Raw genomic sequence first — 16,124 nt, forward strand, 5'->3', positions numbered from 1 at the left:
AAGAGGGGCGCTGCATGCGGCGCCCCTATTGTTCGGGGCAGCGGCAGCGTGAAAAGCGGCGGCGTAACCTCTTTTTTTCACACAGCATCTTCCCAGTCGGCCAAAATGAGCTATGTTATCAACATCGCTCAATAGCTGTATGCATAAACAGGTCCGACATGAAGGGATTCCCACCGCTGATCATCGCACTGCTGGCCAGTTCGCTGGTGTTGACCATTGGCCGCGGCGTCACGCTGCCGTTCATTACTATTTACCTCACCGGGCATTTCCACCTGTTGCCGAAAAGCGTCGGCATTATTCTGGGCATCAGCCTGGCGATCGGCATTTTCGCCAGCCTGTATGGTGGCTATCTGGTGGACAAGTTCAACAAAAACACATTGATCCTGCTTTCCATTTTACTGTTCGCCCTGAGCTTTTTCGCCATCCCGTGGATCCCGCGCCCGGGAGGCATCGTTCTGGTGCTGGCGATCCTGCATACTGCCTATTCGGTGCTGGGCATCACCATTAAAGCGTGCTTTGCCGACTGGCTGCCGGTCACGCAGCGTATAAAAGCCTTTTCGCTCAATTACACGCTGGTAAATGTCGGCTGGGCGGTGGGGTCATCTCTGGGCGTTATGGTGGCCGGGCTGAACCCGCTGCTGCCGTTCTACCTCTCCGGTGGGCTGGCCTTATTGACGGTGGCGACACTGAGCTTTCGTCTGCGTGGGCAGTTGCATTCAGGGCAACCCGCGGCCGCCGAATCTGCGCCGACCACATTGCCTGATTTTCGTCAGACGCTGGCCATCCTGCGCAGCGATCGTCGGCTGATTTACTTTACGCTCGGCAGTACGCTGGGGGCTGTCGTTTTCGGCCAGTTCACCGGCTATCTGTCGCAATACCTGATTATCGTATCGAACGCCGAATTCGCGTACAAAATCATTGGCATGGTGATGATCGTCAATGCCTGTATCGTCATCGCGTTGCAGTATTTGCTGAGCCGGGGCATGCGTCAGGAAAACATGCTGCGCTGGCTGGCGCTGGGCACACTCTTTTTCATTGTCGGGCTGATCGGTTTCATGCTGGCGGGGCAATCCGTCTGGCTGTGGGCCGTGGCCATGGCGATATTCACGCTGGGGGAGATTATCGTTATCCCGGTGGAATATATGTTTATCGACTTTATCGCACCTGCGCATCTGAAGGGCAGCTACTACGGCGTGCAAAACCTCAGTGCGTTGGGGGGCGCCATCAACCCGGTGCTCTGCGGTTTTATCCTCAGCTACGCCGCACCGCCATTGATGTTCCTGATGTTGATTGCCGCCGCGTTATTGAGCCTGCTATTCTTTTTCCTCGGCCACCGGCTGGCGCAGAAACAGCAACCGAACTCTATCGCCACCTACGTGGAATAAGACTGCGCGCGACCTTTCGCCGGTGCTGCCAACCTGCCCAACGGGCATGGATGTCATAGAGAGAATTCATGGTGTGATTTGTGGCGCAGGTCACAGTTTAATTGTATGATGAATACATCAGTTAAACGGGAAAAGGTGATGGCCAACGTGCTTACACTGTGCTGGAAATACCTGAGGGCAATCGTCCTTATCTACCTCTGCTTGTTTGCCGGCAATGCCATCGCGGCGCTACTGCCGATCGCCATTCCCGGTAGCATTATCGGCATGCTAATCCTGTTTGCCCTGCTCTCCAGCCAAATTTTGCCGGCGAAGTGGGTCAAGCCCGGCTGTCATCTGCTGATCCGTTATATGGTGCTGCTGTTCGTGCCGATTGGCGTCGGCGTGATGAACTATTACGACCAAATCATCGAACATCTCAGCCCGCTGGTGGTTTCCTGCGTTATCAGCACCCTGATGGTGCTGATCGTCGTCGCCTGCACCTCTCATTATTTTCACCGTGAACGTAAAATCATCGGCAGTGACGATCCTGCGGAGGGTAAAAAATGATCCATGAAATCTGGTGGTCATTGCCGTTGACGCTGTTGGTCTACTTTGCGGCTCGCTGGCTGGCTCAGCGGTTGAAGATGCCGCTGCTGAACCCGCTGCTGGTTTCCATGGCGGTGATCATTCCCCTGCTGCTGCTGACCGGCGTTCCCTATGAACGCTATTTTCAGGGCAGCAAAATTCTCAACGATTTGCTGCAACCGGCAGTAGTGGCGCTGGCCTTCCCGCTGTATGAGCAGTTGCACCAGATCCGCGCTCGCTGGAAGTCGATTATCGCAGTGTGCTTTATCGGCAGCATGACGGCGATGATCAGCGGCGGCGCCATCGCGTTGTGGATGGGCGCAACGCCGGAAATTGCCGCATCAATCATGCCGAAATCCGTCACTACGCCAATCGCCATGGCGGTAGCGGGATCCCTTGGCGGCATCCCCGCAATCAGCGCCGTCTGCGTTATTTTCGCCGGCATCTTCGGTTCAGTATTTGGCCATTCGCTGTTCAGGATGCTGAAAATCACCACCCGTTCGGCACGCGGCCTGGCGATGGGCACCGCTTCGCATGCCATAGGCACGGCACGTTGTGCGGAAATGGACTATCAGGAAGGCGCTTTCAGCTCTCTGGCGCTGGTGATCTGCGGGATTATTACTTCTCTGCTGGCGCCCTTTGTCTTCCCGGTGCTGCTGCATCTGTTCGGTTAACGGGTTGGAAACTTGCGATACATCTCGCATTTATCGTTTTCATTGCAGTGATTTCATCAATAAAGAGATATAAATCACACTTTATTGCTTCAAGGCTGCCTAAAATGTTATCCCGTTAACCTGTAGAGAGATTTTCTATGCACCCGCGTTTTCACACCGCTTTCGGCGAACTGTCCGCGACATTGCAATCCGTCCTGCTGCCTTATTTTGATGCGCCTGATTTCCCGGCCATGTTCAGAGCGGAGCAGGTAGACGCGATCAAGCAGCGCTGCGGGCTGGATGATGATGCTCTGGCATTTGCCCTGCTGCCTTTGGCGGCGGCCTGCTCGTTGACGCCGATCTCCCATTTCCACGTCGGTGCCATTGCCCGCGGCCAGAGGGGCAACCTCTATTTTGGCGCCAATATGGAATTCAGCGGTGCGCCGATGCAACAAACCATTCATGCAGAACAGTGTGCCGTGACCCACGCCTGGTTGCGCGGTGAGCCTGGCCTGGTCTCCATCACCGTTAACTACACGCCTTGCGGCCACTGCCGCCAGTTTATGAACGAACTGAACAGCGGCAGCGGCCTGCAAATTCGCCTGCCCGGTCGTGAGCCGGCCACGCTTGGCGACTATCTGCCGGACTCGTTCGGCCCGAAAGACCTGGATATCGCCACGCTGCTGATGGATCGGGTCGATCAGGGCTACCAGTTGACGCTGTCTGACGAACTGGAGAAAGCCGCGCTGGCGGCCGCTAACCAAAGCCATGCCCCCTACAGCAACGCCCACAGCGGTGTCGCGCTGGAGGCCGAAGACGGTACGATTTATGCCGGGCGCTATGCGGAGAACGCCGCCTTTAACCCGAGCCTGCCGCCGCTGCAGGCCGCGTTGATTCTGCTGAACGTCTCCGGAAGCGACTGCCAGAAAATCCGCCGCGCGGTACTGGCCGAGCCGCAAACCGCTATCCTCACCCAGTGGGATGCTACCCGCGCCACGCTGGAAGCGCTGGGTTGCCAAAACGTCAGCCGCATCACTTTCTAATCCCGATCACGGCGGTGCCGCCCGGCGCCGCTGTTAACAGCCCCGTAAGCCGATTACAATGGCATTCACGTCTTAAAACACTTTCTTTAGTTAAATTAGGACGTGATCGTCGATAATTACGCCAATTTACCTCATGATCCGATAACAATTGCTGTACATATTTTCCCGATCTTTTAGGATCGGCATCATAAAAGCTATCCGATACGTTGAAGAGCAAAACAATGGAACTTGAATACGAAAGCAAACGCCCCCTCTACATCCCTTACGCCGGCCCGATTCTGCTGGAATTTCCGCTGCTGAACAAAGGCAGCGCCTTCACTGAAGATGAACGCAGCCATTTCAACCTGCACGGTTTACTGCCTGAAGCGGTGGAAACCATCGAAGAGCAGGTTGAGCGCGCCTATCGTCAGTATCAGGATTTCAAGAACGATAACGACAAACACATCTATCTGCGCAACATCCAGGATACCAACGAAACCCTGTTTTACCGCCTGCTGGACGCGCATCTGAGCGAGATGATGCCCATCATCTACACCCCGACGGTCGGCGAAGCCTGTGAGCATTTCTCCGACATCTACCGCCGCGCGCGCGGGCTGTTTATCTCTTACCCAAACCGCGATCGCATCGACGACATGCTGCAAAACGCCACCAAGCAAAACGTCAAAGTGATCGTGGTCACCGACGGTGAGCGTATTCTCGGCCTGGGCGATCAGGGCATCGGCGGCATGGGCATTCCTATCGGCAAGCTGTCGCTGTATACCGCCTGTGGCGGCATCAGCCCGGCCTATACCCTGCCGGTAGTGCTGGACGTTGGCACCAACAACCCGCAGCGCCTTAACGATCCGCTGTACATGGGCTGGCGCCACCCGCGCATCTCCGGCGATGAATACCACGCCTTTGTCGAAGAGTTCATTCAGGCCGTAAAACGCCGCTGGCCAAATGTGCTGCTGCAGTTCGAAGACTTCGCGCAGAACAACGCCACTCCGCTGCTGAACCGCTATCGCGATGAGATTTGCTGCTTCAACGACGATATTCAGGGCACCGCAGCGGTCACCCTTGGCAGCCTGATCGCCGCCAGCCGCGCCGCCGGCAGCCAGTTGCGCGACCAAACCGTGACCTTCCTTGGTGCCGGTTCAGCCGGTTGCGGCATCGCCGAGCAGATTATCGCGCAGATGAAATCTGAAGGGTTGAGCGAAGCCGAAGCGCGCGCCCGGGTCTTCATGGTGGACCGTTTCGGCCTGCTGACCGACAAACTGCCCAACCTGCTCGATTTCCAGAGCAAACTGGTGCAAAAGAGCGAGAACCTGGCTTCATGGCAGACCTCCAGCGACGCTATCTCGCTGCTGGACGTAGTGCGTAACGCCAAACCGAGCATTTTGATCGGCGTTTCCGGCCAGCCGGGCCTGTTTACCGAAGAGCTGATCCGCGAAATGCACAAGCATTGTCCGCGTCCGATCGTCATGCCGCTGTCCAACCCGACCTCGCGCGTGGAAGCCCGCCCGGAAGACATCATCAACTGGACCGACGGTGCCGCGCTGGTCGCGACCGGCAGCCCGTTCGCGCCGGTGAGCTATAAAGACCAGTTGTTCCCTATCGCCCAATGCAACAACTCCTATATCTTCCCGGGGATTGGTTTGGGCGTGTTGGCTTCCGGCGCCACTCGCGTGACCGACGCCATGCTGATGGCGGCCAGCCGTGCGCTGGCAGATTGTTCGCCGCTGGCGACCGACGGACATGGCGCACTGTTGCCGAATATCGACGATATTCAGGGCGTCTCCAAGTGCATCGCGATGGAAGTGGGTAAAGCGGCGCAGCTGCAGGGAATGGCGGTGGTCACCTCTGAAGAAGCGCTGTCGAAAGCCATTGAACACAACTTCTGGCGACCGCAGTACCGCAGCTACAAACGCACCTCGTTCTGATTTACGCAGGTGAAGCGCAAGGTCCGGCACGCCGGACCTTTTTTATTGTCAAAACCGCCTAAAAATGCGGCGCAATACGTGCTTCAGGCGGCGGACAGCTTGCGTCAGCCAGTCAGGTAAAGTAGCCTTGAGCCATCTTTTTTGGCCCCTGTGCGCGTAAGGCAATAACATGTGGAAACGCCTGATAATCAGCCTGTTCATCATCATTGCGGTGTTGATGCTCTCGGCGCTCGCGCTCGATCGCTGGATCAGTTGGAAAACCGCACCTTACGTCTACGACGAACTCCAGGGTCTGCCCCATCGCCAGGTTGGCGTGGTGCTAGGCACCGCCAAATATTACCGTACCGGCGTCATCAACCAGTATTACCGTTACCGTATTCAGGGCGCGATTAACGCCTATAACAGCGGCAAGGTGAAATACCTGCTGCTGAGCGGAGACAATGCCCAGCAAAGCTATAACGAGCCCATGACCATGCGCCGCGATCTGATCGCCGCAGGCGTGGCGCCCAGCGATATCGTGCTGGATTACGCCGGGTTCCGCACCCTGGACTCCATAGTGCGCACCCGCAAGGTGTTCGACACCAATGACTTCATCATTATCACCCAGCGCTTCCACTGCGAGCGCGCGCTGTTTATTGCCCTGCATATGGGGATCCAGGCTCAATGCTACGCAGTGCCGTCGCCGAAAGACATGATGACGGTGCGCGCTCGCGAGATCTTCGCCCGCCTTGGCGCGCTGACCGATCTGTACATACTCAAACGCGAACCGCGCTTCCTCGGCCCGCTAATCCCCATCTCCTCCATGCATGCGGTGCCGGAAGACGCCCAGGGTTATCCGGCGGTGTCGCCAGAGCAACTGGTAGAGCTGGAGCACAAGCTGAAAGAAGAAAAGCAAAAGGCCAAACAGCCTTAGCTGCAACGGTGAAAATAAAAACGGTCGGCATCTGCCGACCGTTTTTATTGCTGCGGAACGCTTATTTCTTCTTGGCGTATTTCAGCGAGTCCAGCGCCACGGCGAAGATAATGATGCCGCCCTTGATGATGTACTGCCAATAAGGGTTAACGCCAATGTAGGTCAGCCCGTAGTTGATGACGGTAAAGATGATCACCCCGGTCACTACGCCCAATACCGTCCCCACCCCACCGGCAAAGGACACGCCGCCCACCACGCAGGCGGCGATGGCATCCAGCTCATACATAAAGCCAAGGTTGTTGGTGGCGCTGCCGATACGGCCGGCTTCCAACAGGCCGCCGAAGGCATAGAACACGCCGGACAGCGCATAGATCATGATCAGGTTCAACGACACGTTCACGCCGGAAACCTTTGCCGCTTCCGGGTTACCGCCGATGGCGAAGATATTTTTGCCGAAGCGGGTTTTATTCCACAGGATCCAGACAAAAATAATCGCGATAATGGCGTAGAAGGTAATGTACGACAGCTTAAAGTCGCCAAAGCGCAGGAATCCCTGGGCAAAGCTGGAGAACTTCGGATCGAACCCCGCCACCGGCGAAGCGCCGACAGAATCGTAATACAGCGAGTTGATGCCGTAGACGATGATCATGGTACCCAGGGTGGTAATAAACGGCGTCACATTCAAGTAGGCGATGATCAGACCGTTCACCAGGCCGATCACAGCACCCACGGCGCACACCAGCAGGATCACCAGCGGAATAGACCAGGTTTCCATATGCGGAAACACTTTATTGACGTTGTCCATCGACTGCAGCAGCGTTGCCGCCACCACCGCCGCCAGCCCAACCTGGCGCCCGGCGGACAGGTCTGTGCCCTGAGTCACGATCAGCCCGGCCACGCCCAGTGCAATAATGATACGCACCGATGACTGGGTCAGGATGTTGCTCAGGTTCATTAAACTGAGGAAAGTCGGGTCCTGGATAATAATAATTGCCAGCAGTACCAGCAATACCACGTAAATGCCACCTTCTTTAAAATAGGTGAACAAAGTTTTTTTATTCAGCGCGTTCATAATTCTGATCCTTAAAGGTGCAGGGATGCGAGACGTAAAATTTCATTTTGCGAGGTCTGTTTGGTGTTGACGATGCCCGCAACCTGACCATTACTCATCACCAGTATTCTGTCGGTAATTCCCAAAAGCTCCGGCATTTCGGACGATACAATAATGATCCCCTTGCCCTTCTTCGCCAATTCGGTCATCAGCTGATAAATTTCGAATTTGGCGCCGACGTCAATGCCGCGCGTCGGTTCATCCAGCATTAATATTTCCGGTTGGGTTAGCAGCCAGCGGCCGATAATCACCTTCTGCTGGTTACCGCCGGACAGCGAACCGATATGGGTGTGGTGGCCCGGCGTTTTGACCCGCATGGCGTCGATCACCCATTGGGTGTCGCTTTTCATCCGGGCGTTGTCCAGCAGACCGATTTTATTTTTATAGTTGCGGATATTGGATATCAGCGAGTTAAAGCCCACGTCCAGATAGGCGTAAATCCCGGTAGAGCGTCGCTCTTCCGTTACCAGTGCAAAACCGTGGTTAATCGCTTCATTGGCGCTGTGATTGTTGATGGCCTTGCCGTGCAGCTTGATGGTGCCTGCCACTTTTTCACGGATACCGAACAGGGTTTCCACAATGTCCGTGCGCTTGGCGCCCACCAACCCGGCAATGCCAAGAATTTCACCCTGGTGCAGATCGAAGGAAACATCGCGAATGGAAGGCTGGCGCAATGACGTCAGGTTCTTCACCTCCAGAATTACCTCTCCCGGCGTATTCTGTCTGTCGGGGAAACGCTGACTGAGCGAACGGCCCACCATCATCGAGATGATCTTGTCCATATCCAGCCCTTCCAGCGGCTGAGTGGCGATCCACTGGCCGTCGCGCAGGATGGTGATTTCATCGCACAGCTGGAAGATCTCTTCCATTTTGTGCGAGATATAAACAATGCCGCAGCCGCGCTCTTTCAGCTTGCGAATAATGGTGAACAAATGGTTCACCTCTTTTTCCGTCAGCGACGAGGTCGGCTCATCCATAATGACAATCTTGGCGTCATAGGAAAACGCCTTGGCGATTTCGATCATCTGCATTTGCGATACCGATAGCGTGCCCACTTTATCCCGTGGGTTGATATCGATATCCAGCTCGTCGAATATCGCCTGGGTGTCCTTCAACATCTTTTCCTGATCGACAAACATGCCTTTGGTCGGATAACGCCCCAGCCACATGTTGTCCATCACGGTGCGCTGCAGGACCAGGTTTAACTCCTGATGCACCATTGAAACGCCGTGTTCCAGCGCCTCTTTTGAGCTTTTGAAATCAATTTCCCGGCCCTGAAAAACAATACTGCCGGCATCTTTTTTATAAATGCCAAACAGGCATTTTAATAATGTCGATTTCCCGGCGCCGTTCTCTCCCATTAACGCATGAATGGAGTGCGGACGAACGCGCAGGTTAACATTATCCAATGCCTTGACGCCGGGGAATGACTTACTGATATCGGTCATTTCCAGGAGGAATTCGCGTGGGCTGTCGGCCATAAATACACCTGGCTATTATTGTACCCCTCGTCTTTCAAACCGCAGCGTTGTCCGCTGCACCGTGAAATCCGTCGGGTATAGGCTGTCATTTTAATAAAAAATTCCCCCGCCTGCGGCTTTCCTGGTGTTGGCGCTGAGCGCACCCCAGGCGGGGTCATTACGGCTTATCTCAGAACTTACTTAACAAACTGAGACAGATTGTCTTTATCTACGCCAACGTAAGGAATGCGCACCACTTTATTTTCGATTTTATATTGGGTGCCGTCGGCGGCCGGTTTGCCCGCAGCCAGGTTTTTCGCCAATTCGAAGGTGGCTTTAGCCTGGTTGTCGGCATCGTTCAGCACCGTCCCCGCCATCGCGCCGGATTTGACCATCGCCAGAGCTTCCGGCAACGCATCCACGCCGAATACCGGAATGCTGGATTTGTTGTGTGCCTTCAGCGCTTCTACCGCGCCCATTGCCATTGCATCGTTGTTGGCGATAACCACTTCAATTTTGTTGGCGTTCGGGCCGGACAACCAGGCGTCCATTTTGTCTTTCGCCTGAGCGGTGTCCCACATGGCGGTGTCCATCTGCAGTTGCTGAGTTTTAAGACCGCCTTCGTTCAACGTCTTCACCACATAGGTGGTGCGCGCTTCGGCATCCGGGTGGCCCGGTTCGCCTTTCAGCAATACATACTGAATCTGACCGTCTTTGTTCAGATCCCAGTTCGGGTTGGCTTTCCAGTGCTTGGCGATCAGCTGGCCCTGGATCACGCCGGACTCCTTGGAGTCGGTCCCGACGTAAAACGCTTTGTCGTAGCTGTCCAGCGCTTTGCGGGAAGGCTCTTTGTTGTAAAACACGACAGGGATATCGTTTGCGCGTGCCTTATCGATAACCACCGGAGCGGCGGCAGGGTCAACCAGGTTAATCGCCAGCGCTTTCACGCCTTTGGCGATCAGCACATCAATCTGGTCGTTTTGCTTGGACTGATCGTTCTGCGAGTCATTCATCAGCAGAGTGATATCCGGAGAGGCCTTGGCGTCTTTCTCGATCGCCTTGCGCACTACCGACATAAAGTTGTCGTCGTATTTATAAATGGTGACGCCAATACGGGTATCTGCATGAGCTGCAGCACCAAACATCATGGCTGCGGCCGTCGCGGCCAGGGTGAAAACCTTCTTATTCATTGTCTGTCTCCGGTTTATGTAGGTCGTACTCGGTATTGAGCCAAAGGTAACCGGCGGTGGGTGCACGACCGGGTCTGGCAGGTTCCCTGTCATCCGTGAATCATGTTATTCCTGAAAAGTGCTGTGTCAGCGCGAGATCAAAACGGCAGCGGCAAGTGCCTTTGCGCCGGAAAACGCCTAGAGCATAGACGGGGCGATGTTAATAATCTGTGAATTTTCTCACAGATTGAAAACGGTTACACAAGATTAAATCTTCAGAGAGTGACCGCCGCCTCACTTTGCCAGGGGGCATCGGAATGGCGACGTACCAGAGTGGGCATAAACAGGTGGCGCGCCTGTGGCTCCAGCCCGCCAGCCGCGCCCCGCAGGGCCAATTCGGTGGCAAGAGTCGCCATGGTAACAATGGGATAGCGTACCGTGGTCAGTTTAGGGCTGGTATAGCGTGCAATGGGGATATCATCGAACCCCACTATCGAGAAATTTTGCGGCACAATGATACCGTTTTCTTTCAGCACCGCCATGGCACCGGCGGCCATAGCATCGTTGTAAGCGAACACGGCGCTCAGATGCAGATTACGGCCAAGCAGCTCGACCATCGCGGCCTCCCCGCCCTGCAGATCCGGCGAGCCGTAAGCGCGCCAGCTGTCCGGCGTCGCCAGCCTCGCCACGCTCATCGCCTGTTCATAGCCCTGCTGACGCAGCGGCCCGTCTTCGATCGGGTGATTGGAGCCCAGATAGCCAATACGTTGATGGCCCTGCGACAGCAGCAGGCGCATCGCCATCTCCGCGCCGCTGACGTTATCCAGGCCAACGCAGCGGTGTTCGTAGCCGGCGATGATTCGGTTAATCAGCACCATACCCGGCACTTGTTCGAGAAAGGCGATCAACTCGGCGTCACACAAGGCCTTTGCATGAACAATCAAGGCATTGCATCGCTGCCGAATCAATACTTCGATGGCATGACGCTCTTTTTCCGCCTGATGGTAACTGTTGCCTATCAGCAGGTATTTGTGGTTTTTCTGCGCCACAGTGTCTACCGCTTTCACCAAAGCGCCAAAGAAGGGGTCGGAAACGTCCATCACCACCACGCCGAGGGTATCGCTGCTTTGGGTGGCCAACGCCTGCGCATTGGCATTGGGCCGATAGCCCAGCTCCGCTACCGCCTGCAGCACCCCTTCACGCGTCTGTTTGCTGGTCAGGGCGCTATTGTTCAGCACGCGGGAGACGGTCGCCACGGACACGCCCGCGCGTTTCGCCACGTCGCGAATGGTGATTGGGTGAACAGAGGCCATGAAAGATCCTGAGGTCGGGGTAGTTGACAGTGGCGCTATCCTACCCCGTTTGTCATCCTCCTCTGCGTGAATTACGTCACAGGAAAGAAAACGTTTACATACATTTTTTTAACCTGCCTGCGCCAGATCTCAGTTCAGCGCCTTGGTTTCCGCTTGGCCGGCGGCCAGATGAGTCAATTTGCGCCACAGCCACTCTACCGGCCCCTGCGGGAAGTGCCTCAACCACAGGTTGGAAAACAACAGGTTAGCCAGCCAGACCAACGGCACAAACGCCAACAGTTGCAGGCGGTCAAACTGCTGATACAGGCCAAAGCGATAGAACAGCGTGGTGCAAATCAGCGTTTGCAGCAGATAGTTGCTCAGCGCCATACGCCCGACCTGCGTCAGCCAATGGCCGATGCGCAAGCGCGACAGCGTAGGCCAGAAACCGTAACACAGCGCCAGATAGCCCATCGCCTGCAGCGGCGAGCCCAACTCACGCGGCACCTGCAATAAAAACCCGCTCCAGCGGTAGTCCCAGTGCAGATGCCATTGCAACGCCACCGCCGGCACTTGGATCAGCAATGAAAGCGGTATCAGCCAGGCCGCCTGCCGGCGATAGTAGCCCGGCGAATAGGTACCGCGCAGCCAACCGCTGCGCATCAACCCCGCGCCGAACAACATCAGGCCCGCCAGTTCCCAGCCGTATTGAGCGCCAATCGCCAGCAGGCTGGAAGACAGCAGGTCAACACGGCTGCGCCATGCCTCCATGCCCCCCTGCAATTTCCAGAACTTCTCATACTGCAGCTCAGCTACGCCGGGTTGCCAGAAACCGCCCGGCTCACCGTGCGAAACGAACCCCAGCAGCAGCAACACCCCAACGCCAATCAGGTACAGCACCACGCCGGTTTTCAGCAGTTGATACGTTTCTTTCGCGTCGCGGATCATCCGCCAGCACACCAGGCCGATTAAGCCGTAAGCCAGCAAAATATCACCGTCCCAGAGGAAAATGGCATGCCCCAGACCAAACAGCACCAACCACGACAGCCGGGCGCGTATCCAACCTTTGCCGCGGCGCAGCAGCATTTGCAGACCTGCGCCGAATAACAGGGCAAACATGGCCAGGAACTTGGCCTGCGCGAAAATATCCAGCAGCGCCCAGGTCCAGGCATCGCGAGAAGTCGGCAGCCCCAGATAGGCGGGGTTAAGGTAGGCCGCCTTTGGCAAGCCAAAGGCGCTGATATTCAGCAGAAGAATGCCAAGAATGGCGATACCTCGCACGCAGTCCAGCGTGGCGATGCGTGGCAAGGGGGCCGTGGAGCTAGTGTTCATTATTTTACCGCTGTATGCCGCTCATTAAAAAGGCGCCCGCAGGCGCCTGTTATACTTGAAGCTGCCTCTGTGTTGACTGCGTGCACTTACCCGAATCACTTACCTGAGTAAGCTCATCGGGATAAGCGCCCTTGCCGCCTTGATGCAACTCAATTATCTAGGGTAGAAATGGCCCGCCATCACCCCTGGTGATGACGCACCGCGCGCAAAAACTCCTGGCGCGTGTTCTGGCTGGACTTGAACAGCCCGCCCAGAGAAGTGGTGGTGGTGGCGCTGGTCGCGTCACGGATGCCGCGTGCCTTGACACAATAATGGACCGCATCGATCGATACCGCCACGTTATTGGTACCGAGCAAGGTTTGCAATGCCACCAGGATCTGCTGAGTCAAACGCTCCTGCACCTGGGGGCGCTGGGAGAAGAACTGCACGATACGGTTGATTTTCGACAGGCCAATGACCGCATCTTTCGGAATGTAGGCCACGGTCGCTTTGCCGTCGATGGTCACGAAGTGATGCTCGCAGGTGCTGGTCAGCGTGATATCGCGCACCGTCACCATTTCATCTACCTTCATCTTGTTTTCGATGACGGTGATTTTTGGGAAGTTGGCGTAGTCCAGACCGGAGAAAATCTCATCGACATACATTTTGGCAATGCGGTGCGGGGTTTCCGCCAGGCTGTCGTCGGACAGATCGAGATTAAGCAGCTGCATGATTTCCGTCATGTGCTCTTTAATACGACGTTTGCGCGTTTCGCGATCCAGCACTTCACCGCGCAACGGGGTTTCCAGACCACGCTCTTCGAGCGCTGCGTGAACCAGGGCAGCTTCTTTACTTAATGATGTCATTTATTCTCTCCAACGGACTTGAACTCACCCATCCGGCGGCTTTACCGGGCAGACAGGTGAATTGCATACTCTCCTGACGGCAGAAGTTTCCGTAGTTGATAACGTGAACTCGGTCAAGATTTTGACCCCACTCTAGAGGAGAGTGAAGGGATTATCCAGTGATTGTACTTCAACCGCAGGTGAAATATTCGCATTTAGCACAATCAGGCCTGCTGCGGGTATCCCGCGTTTTTTGTACGGAATTTAATCACGGCGGCGTCGGTTTTCGCGCCAATTCACGCGCCGGCGTATTCACCACCAGCAGACCGGCCACGATCAGACCCACAACCGCCACATACAGCGCCGGTTCCAGCCTGTGGGTCAATGCCGTCGACAGCGCCGACAACGTAGGGCCAACCAGTTGCCCCAGCGCATAACCGGTGGTCAACAATCCCGCCATATAGCGCGCATGGTTGGGCGCCAACTCCCGGCCATGCTGGATGGAAAGCTGCACCACGCTGAGGAAACCGCCGCCGGTAAGCAGCGCTCCCAGCGCCAACCCGGCCACACCCGGTACCACTTCCGCACACAATACCCCCAGCGCCTGCACCCACAGGGTAATAGCCAGACGTGACTGAGTGGTCAGCCGGTGGCGGGTCAGAATGCCGAGGACGATCCCCAACACCGCCGCACCACCGAAGATCGGCCAAACGAATTGAGCGAACACGCTGTTAGGGAAACGCGCCGCCGCCATCTGCGACAGAAAGGTCGCCGGCAGAATATAGCCAAACCCCGCCAGACTGTAGCTCCATACCAGGCGTTTCAACGCCGGGGTCAGTTGCAGCGGCTCCGCTGCCACGTTGGGGCGATGCAACTCGCCGGCACGCGGCAGGTTGATGCTGATGGCGCCAATCAGTACCAGCGCCAATACGCCGTACACCATCCAGGCCTGCGACGCCGTCAGGGCCAGGCTATGAATGCCCACCGCCAACATGCCGCTGATAAAAATTCCGGCACCCGGGCCGGCGAATACCGCCGCGCTCAGCGCCGGCCGGCCATAATGCGCCAACCGCTCGTTGGTCCAGGCCGCCACCAATACCATCGACCAGCCGCTGGCCCAGCCGATGATAAATCGCACCGCACCATGCCACCACTCGCCCTGCACCACGGCGGAAAGCAGCGTCAAGGCCACCGCACCCCACACGCCCAGCCACAGCCGGCGCTCAACGTGGCGGCTGGCGCGCATGGCGTCGTAAGCGCCGCACAGATACCCAAGGTAGTTGATTGCCGCCACCAGCCCGGCCCCGGTCAGGGTAAACTGGTGCTCGGCAATCATCAGCGGCACCTGCGGGGTAAAGGCGAAGCGCCCAATCCCCATCGCGACGATCAACGCAATAAAACCGCTCAGGGCAATTCTTAAGGCCATGTAGAGTTATCCAGACTGTTAAAAGAGAGTTGCCAGCATCATGCCGCAGTATTAAACTCACAAAAAATGAATAATACTCATCAAGTTCATCACGAAAAGAGAAGACCATGGATCTGACCCAGCTTCGCATGTTCTGCAGCGTCGCCGAAACCGGCTCCGTCGCCCGTGCCGCCGAGCAACTGCACCGCGTGCCGTCGAACCTGACCACGCGCCTGCGTCAGCTTGAGCATGAACTGGGCACCGATCTTTTCATCCGCGAAAAACAGCGCCTGCGTCTTTCGCCGATGGGTCACAACTTTCTCTGCTACGCCAACCGCATTCTGGCGCTCAGCGAAGAGGCCATGAGCATCACCCATGCCGGTGAGCCGGCGGGTAACTTCGCTATCGGCTCGATGGAAAGCACGGCCGCTACCCGCCTGCCTACTCTGCTGGCCGCCTATCACCAGCGTTTTTCGCAGGTGTCGCTGTCGTTGATCACCGGCACCTCGGGCGAAATCACCGAACGGGTACGCGCCGGTACGTTGGCGGCGGCGCTGGTCGATAGGCCGGTTCAGTATGACGAACTCAACGGTTGTATCGCCTTCCCCGAACACATGGTGGTGATCTCCTGCCTTGACCACCTGCCGATTCATAACGCTAAAGACGCCAAAGGCGAAACGCTGTTTGCCTTTCGGGCAAGCTGTTCTTACCGCCTGCGGCTGGAGTCCTGGTTCAAGCGCGAAGGCGTATTGCCAGGCCAGATTATGGAAATCCAGTCCTATCACGCGATGCTGGCCTGCGTTGCCAGCGGCGCCGGGCTGGCGATGATCCCGCATTCGGTGCTCAGCCTGTTGCCAGGCCATGAACGGGTGAAAGTGCATGCCCTGCCGGATGATATCGCCCAAACCGCCACCTGGTTGCTGTGGCGGCGCGATGCGTTCAGCCCGAACGTGCGGGCGCTGAAAGAACTGATTATTGAACAGGCGGAAACCGCCGCTGTTGACAACACCAACCTCGTTTCATCAGACGCTATCGACATAGCCTGATTTAAAAA

At 56.5% G+C, this 16,124-nt stretch carries 14 protein-coding genes; 7 read left to right on the forward strand and 7 right to left on the reverse strand.

The window, feature by feature from the left end; all coding sequences use genetic code 11:
* The first annotated feature begins 158 nt into the window (after positions 1–158).
* From ACUTQW_RS01905 to sanA, 6 genes are all read left to right on the forward strand, one after another.
* A complete protein-coding gene (locus tag ACUTQW_RS01905; RefSeq protein ID WP_064798744.1) occupies positions 159–1,385 on the forward strand; it encodes an MFS transporter in 1,227 nt (408 codons plus the stop codon).
* A 138-nt stretch (positions 1,386–1,523) separates the two neighbouring features.
* Positions 1,524–1,931 (forward strand): CidA/LrgA family protein, encoded by a 408-nt coding sequence (locus tag ACUTQW_RS01910; RefSeq protein WP_006324397.1) that lies wholly within the window; start codon positions 1,524–1,526, stop codon positions 1,929–1,931.
* Complete coding sequence (locus ACUTQW_RS01915; RefSeq protein WP_004942363.1) at positions 1,928–2,623, forward strand: CidB/LrgB family autolysis modulator; 696 nt, start codon at positions 1,928–1,930, stop codon at positions 2,621–2,623. The genes ACUTQW_RS01910 and ACUTQW_RS01915 overlap by 4 nt, the downstream gene beginning before the upstream one ends.
* 137 nt (positions 2,624–2,760) lie before the next feature.
* Positions 2,761–3,645 (forward strand): cytidine deaminase, encoded by an 885-nt coding sequence (gene cdd, locus ACUTQW_RS01920; protein WP_445654790.1) that lies wholly within the window; start codon positions 2,761–2,763, stop codon positions 3,643–3,645.
* 221 nt (positions 3,646–3,866) lie between these two features.
* The gene (locus ACUTQW_RS01925) at positions 3,867–5,564 is read left to right on the forward strand and encodes an NAD-dependent malic enzyme (protein WP_004942358.1); all 1,698 of its coding nucleotides are present in this window, start codon (positions 3,867–3,869) and stop codon (positions 5,562–5,564) included.
* Between the two features lie 169 nt (positions 5,565–5,733).
* Entirely contained in the window at positions 5,734–6,477 is a 744-nt protein-coding gene (sanA, locus tag ACUTQW_RS01930) for an outer membrane permeability protein SanA (protein ID WP_004942356.1), read from the forward strand.
* 61 nt (positions 6,478–6,538) lie between these two features.
* On the opposite strand, the gene mglC is transcribed toward sanA, so the two are convergent.
* The 7 genes from mglC to ACUTQW_RS01965 form a co-directional block, all read right to left on the reverse strand.
* Positions 6,539–7,549, reverse strand: a complete 1,011-nt coding sequence (gene mglC, locus ACUTQW_RS01935) for a galactose/methyl galactoside ABC transporter permease MglC (RefSeq protein ID WP_445654791.1) — start codon at positions 7,547–7,549, stop codon at positions 6,539–6,541.
* Positions 7,550–7,560: 11 nt separating this feature from the next.
* Positions 7,561–9,069 (reverse strand): galactose/methyl galactoside ABC transporter ATP-binding protein MglA, encoded by a 1,509-nt coding sequence (mglA, locus tag ACUTQW_RS01940; RefSeq protein WP_004942353.1) that lies wholly within the window; start codon positions 9,067–9,069, stop codon positions 7,561–7,563.
* A gap of 176 nt (positions 9,070–9,245) precedes the next feature.
* A complete protein-coding gene (mglB, locus tag ACUTQW_RS01945) occupies positions 9,246–10,238 on the reverse strand; it encodes a galactose/glucose ABC transporter substrate-binding protein MglB (protein WP_004942352.1) in 993 nt (330 codons plus the stop codon).
* 254 nt (positions 10,239–10,492) lie between these two features.
* Positions 10,493–11,530: an HTH-type transcriptional regulator GalS gene (galS, locus tag ACUTQW_RS01950; protein ID WP_235196104.1), complete on the reverse strand. Its 1,038-nt coding sequence runs from the start codon at positions 11,528–11,530 to the stop codon at positions 10,493–10,495.
* 129 nt (positions 11,531–11,659) lie between these two features.
* Positions 11,660–12,841 carry a DUF418 domain-containing protein YeiB gene (gene yeiB / locus ACUTQW_RS01955; protein ID WP_277749125.1) on the reverse strand — a complete coding sequence of 394 codons (1,182 nt, stop codon included), beginning with the start codon at positions 12,839–12,841 and terminating at the stop codon, positions 11,660–11,662.
* 179 nt (positions 12,842–13,020) lie between these two features.
* Positions 13,021–13,686 (reverse strand): GTP cyclohydrolase I FolE, encoded by a 666-nt coding sequence (gene folE / locus ACUTQW_RS01960; protein ID WP_004942347.1) that lies wholly within the window; start codon positions 13,684–13,686, stop codon positions 13,021–13,023.
* A gap of 247 nt (positions 13,687–13,933) precedes the next feature.
* Positions 13,934–15,091 carry a YbfB/YjiJ family MFS transporter gene (locus tag ACUTQW_RS01965; protein ID WP_235196103.1) on the reverse strand — a complete coding sequence of 386 codons (1,158 nt, stop codon included), beginning with the start codon at positions 15,089–15,091 and terminating at the stop codon, positions 13,934–13,936.
* A 107-nt stretch (positions 15,092–15,198) separates the two neighbouring features.
* Here ACUTQW_RS01965 and ptrR point away from each other — a divergent pair, with 107 nt between their 5' ends.
* A complete protein-coding gene (gene ptrR / locus ACUTQW_RS01970) occupies positions 15,199–16,116 on the forward strand; it encodes a putrescine utilization regulator PtrR (RefSeq protein WP_235196102.1) in 918 nt (305 codons plus the stop codon).
* The last annotated feature ends 8 nt before the right edge of the window (positions 16,117–16,124 follow it).

Source organism: Serratia sp. TSA_7 (assembly GCF_052692135.1).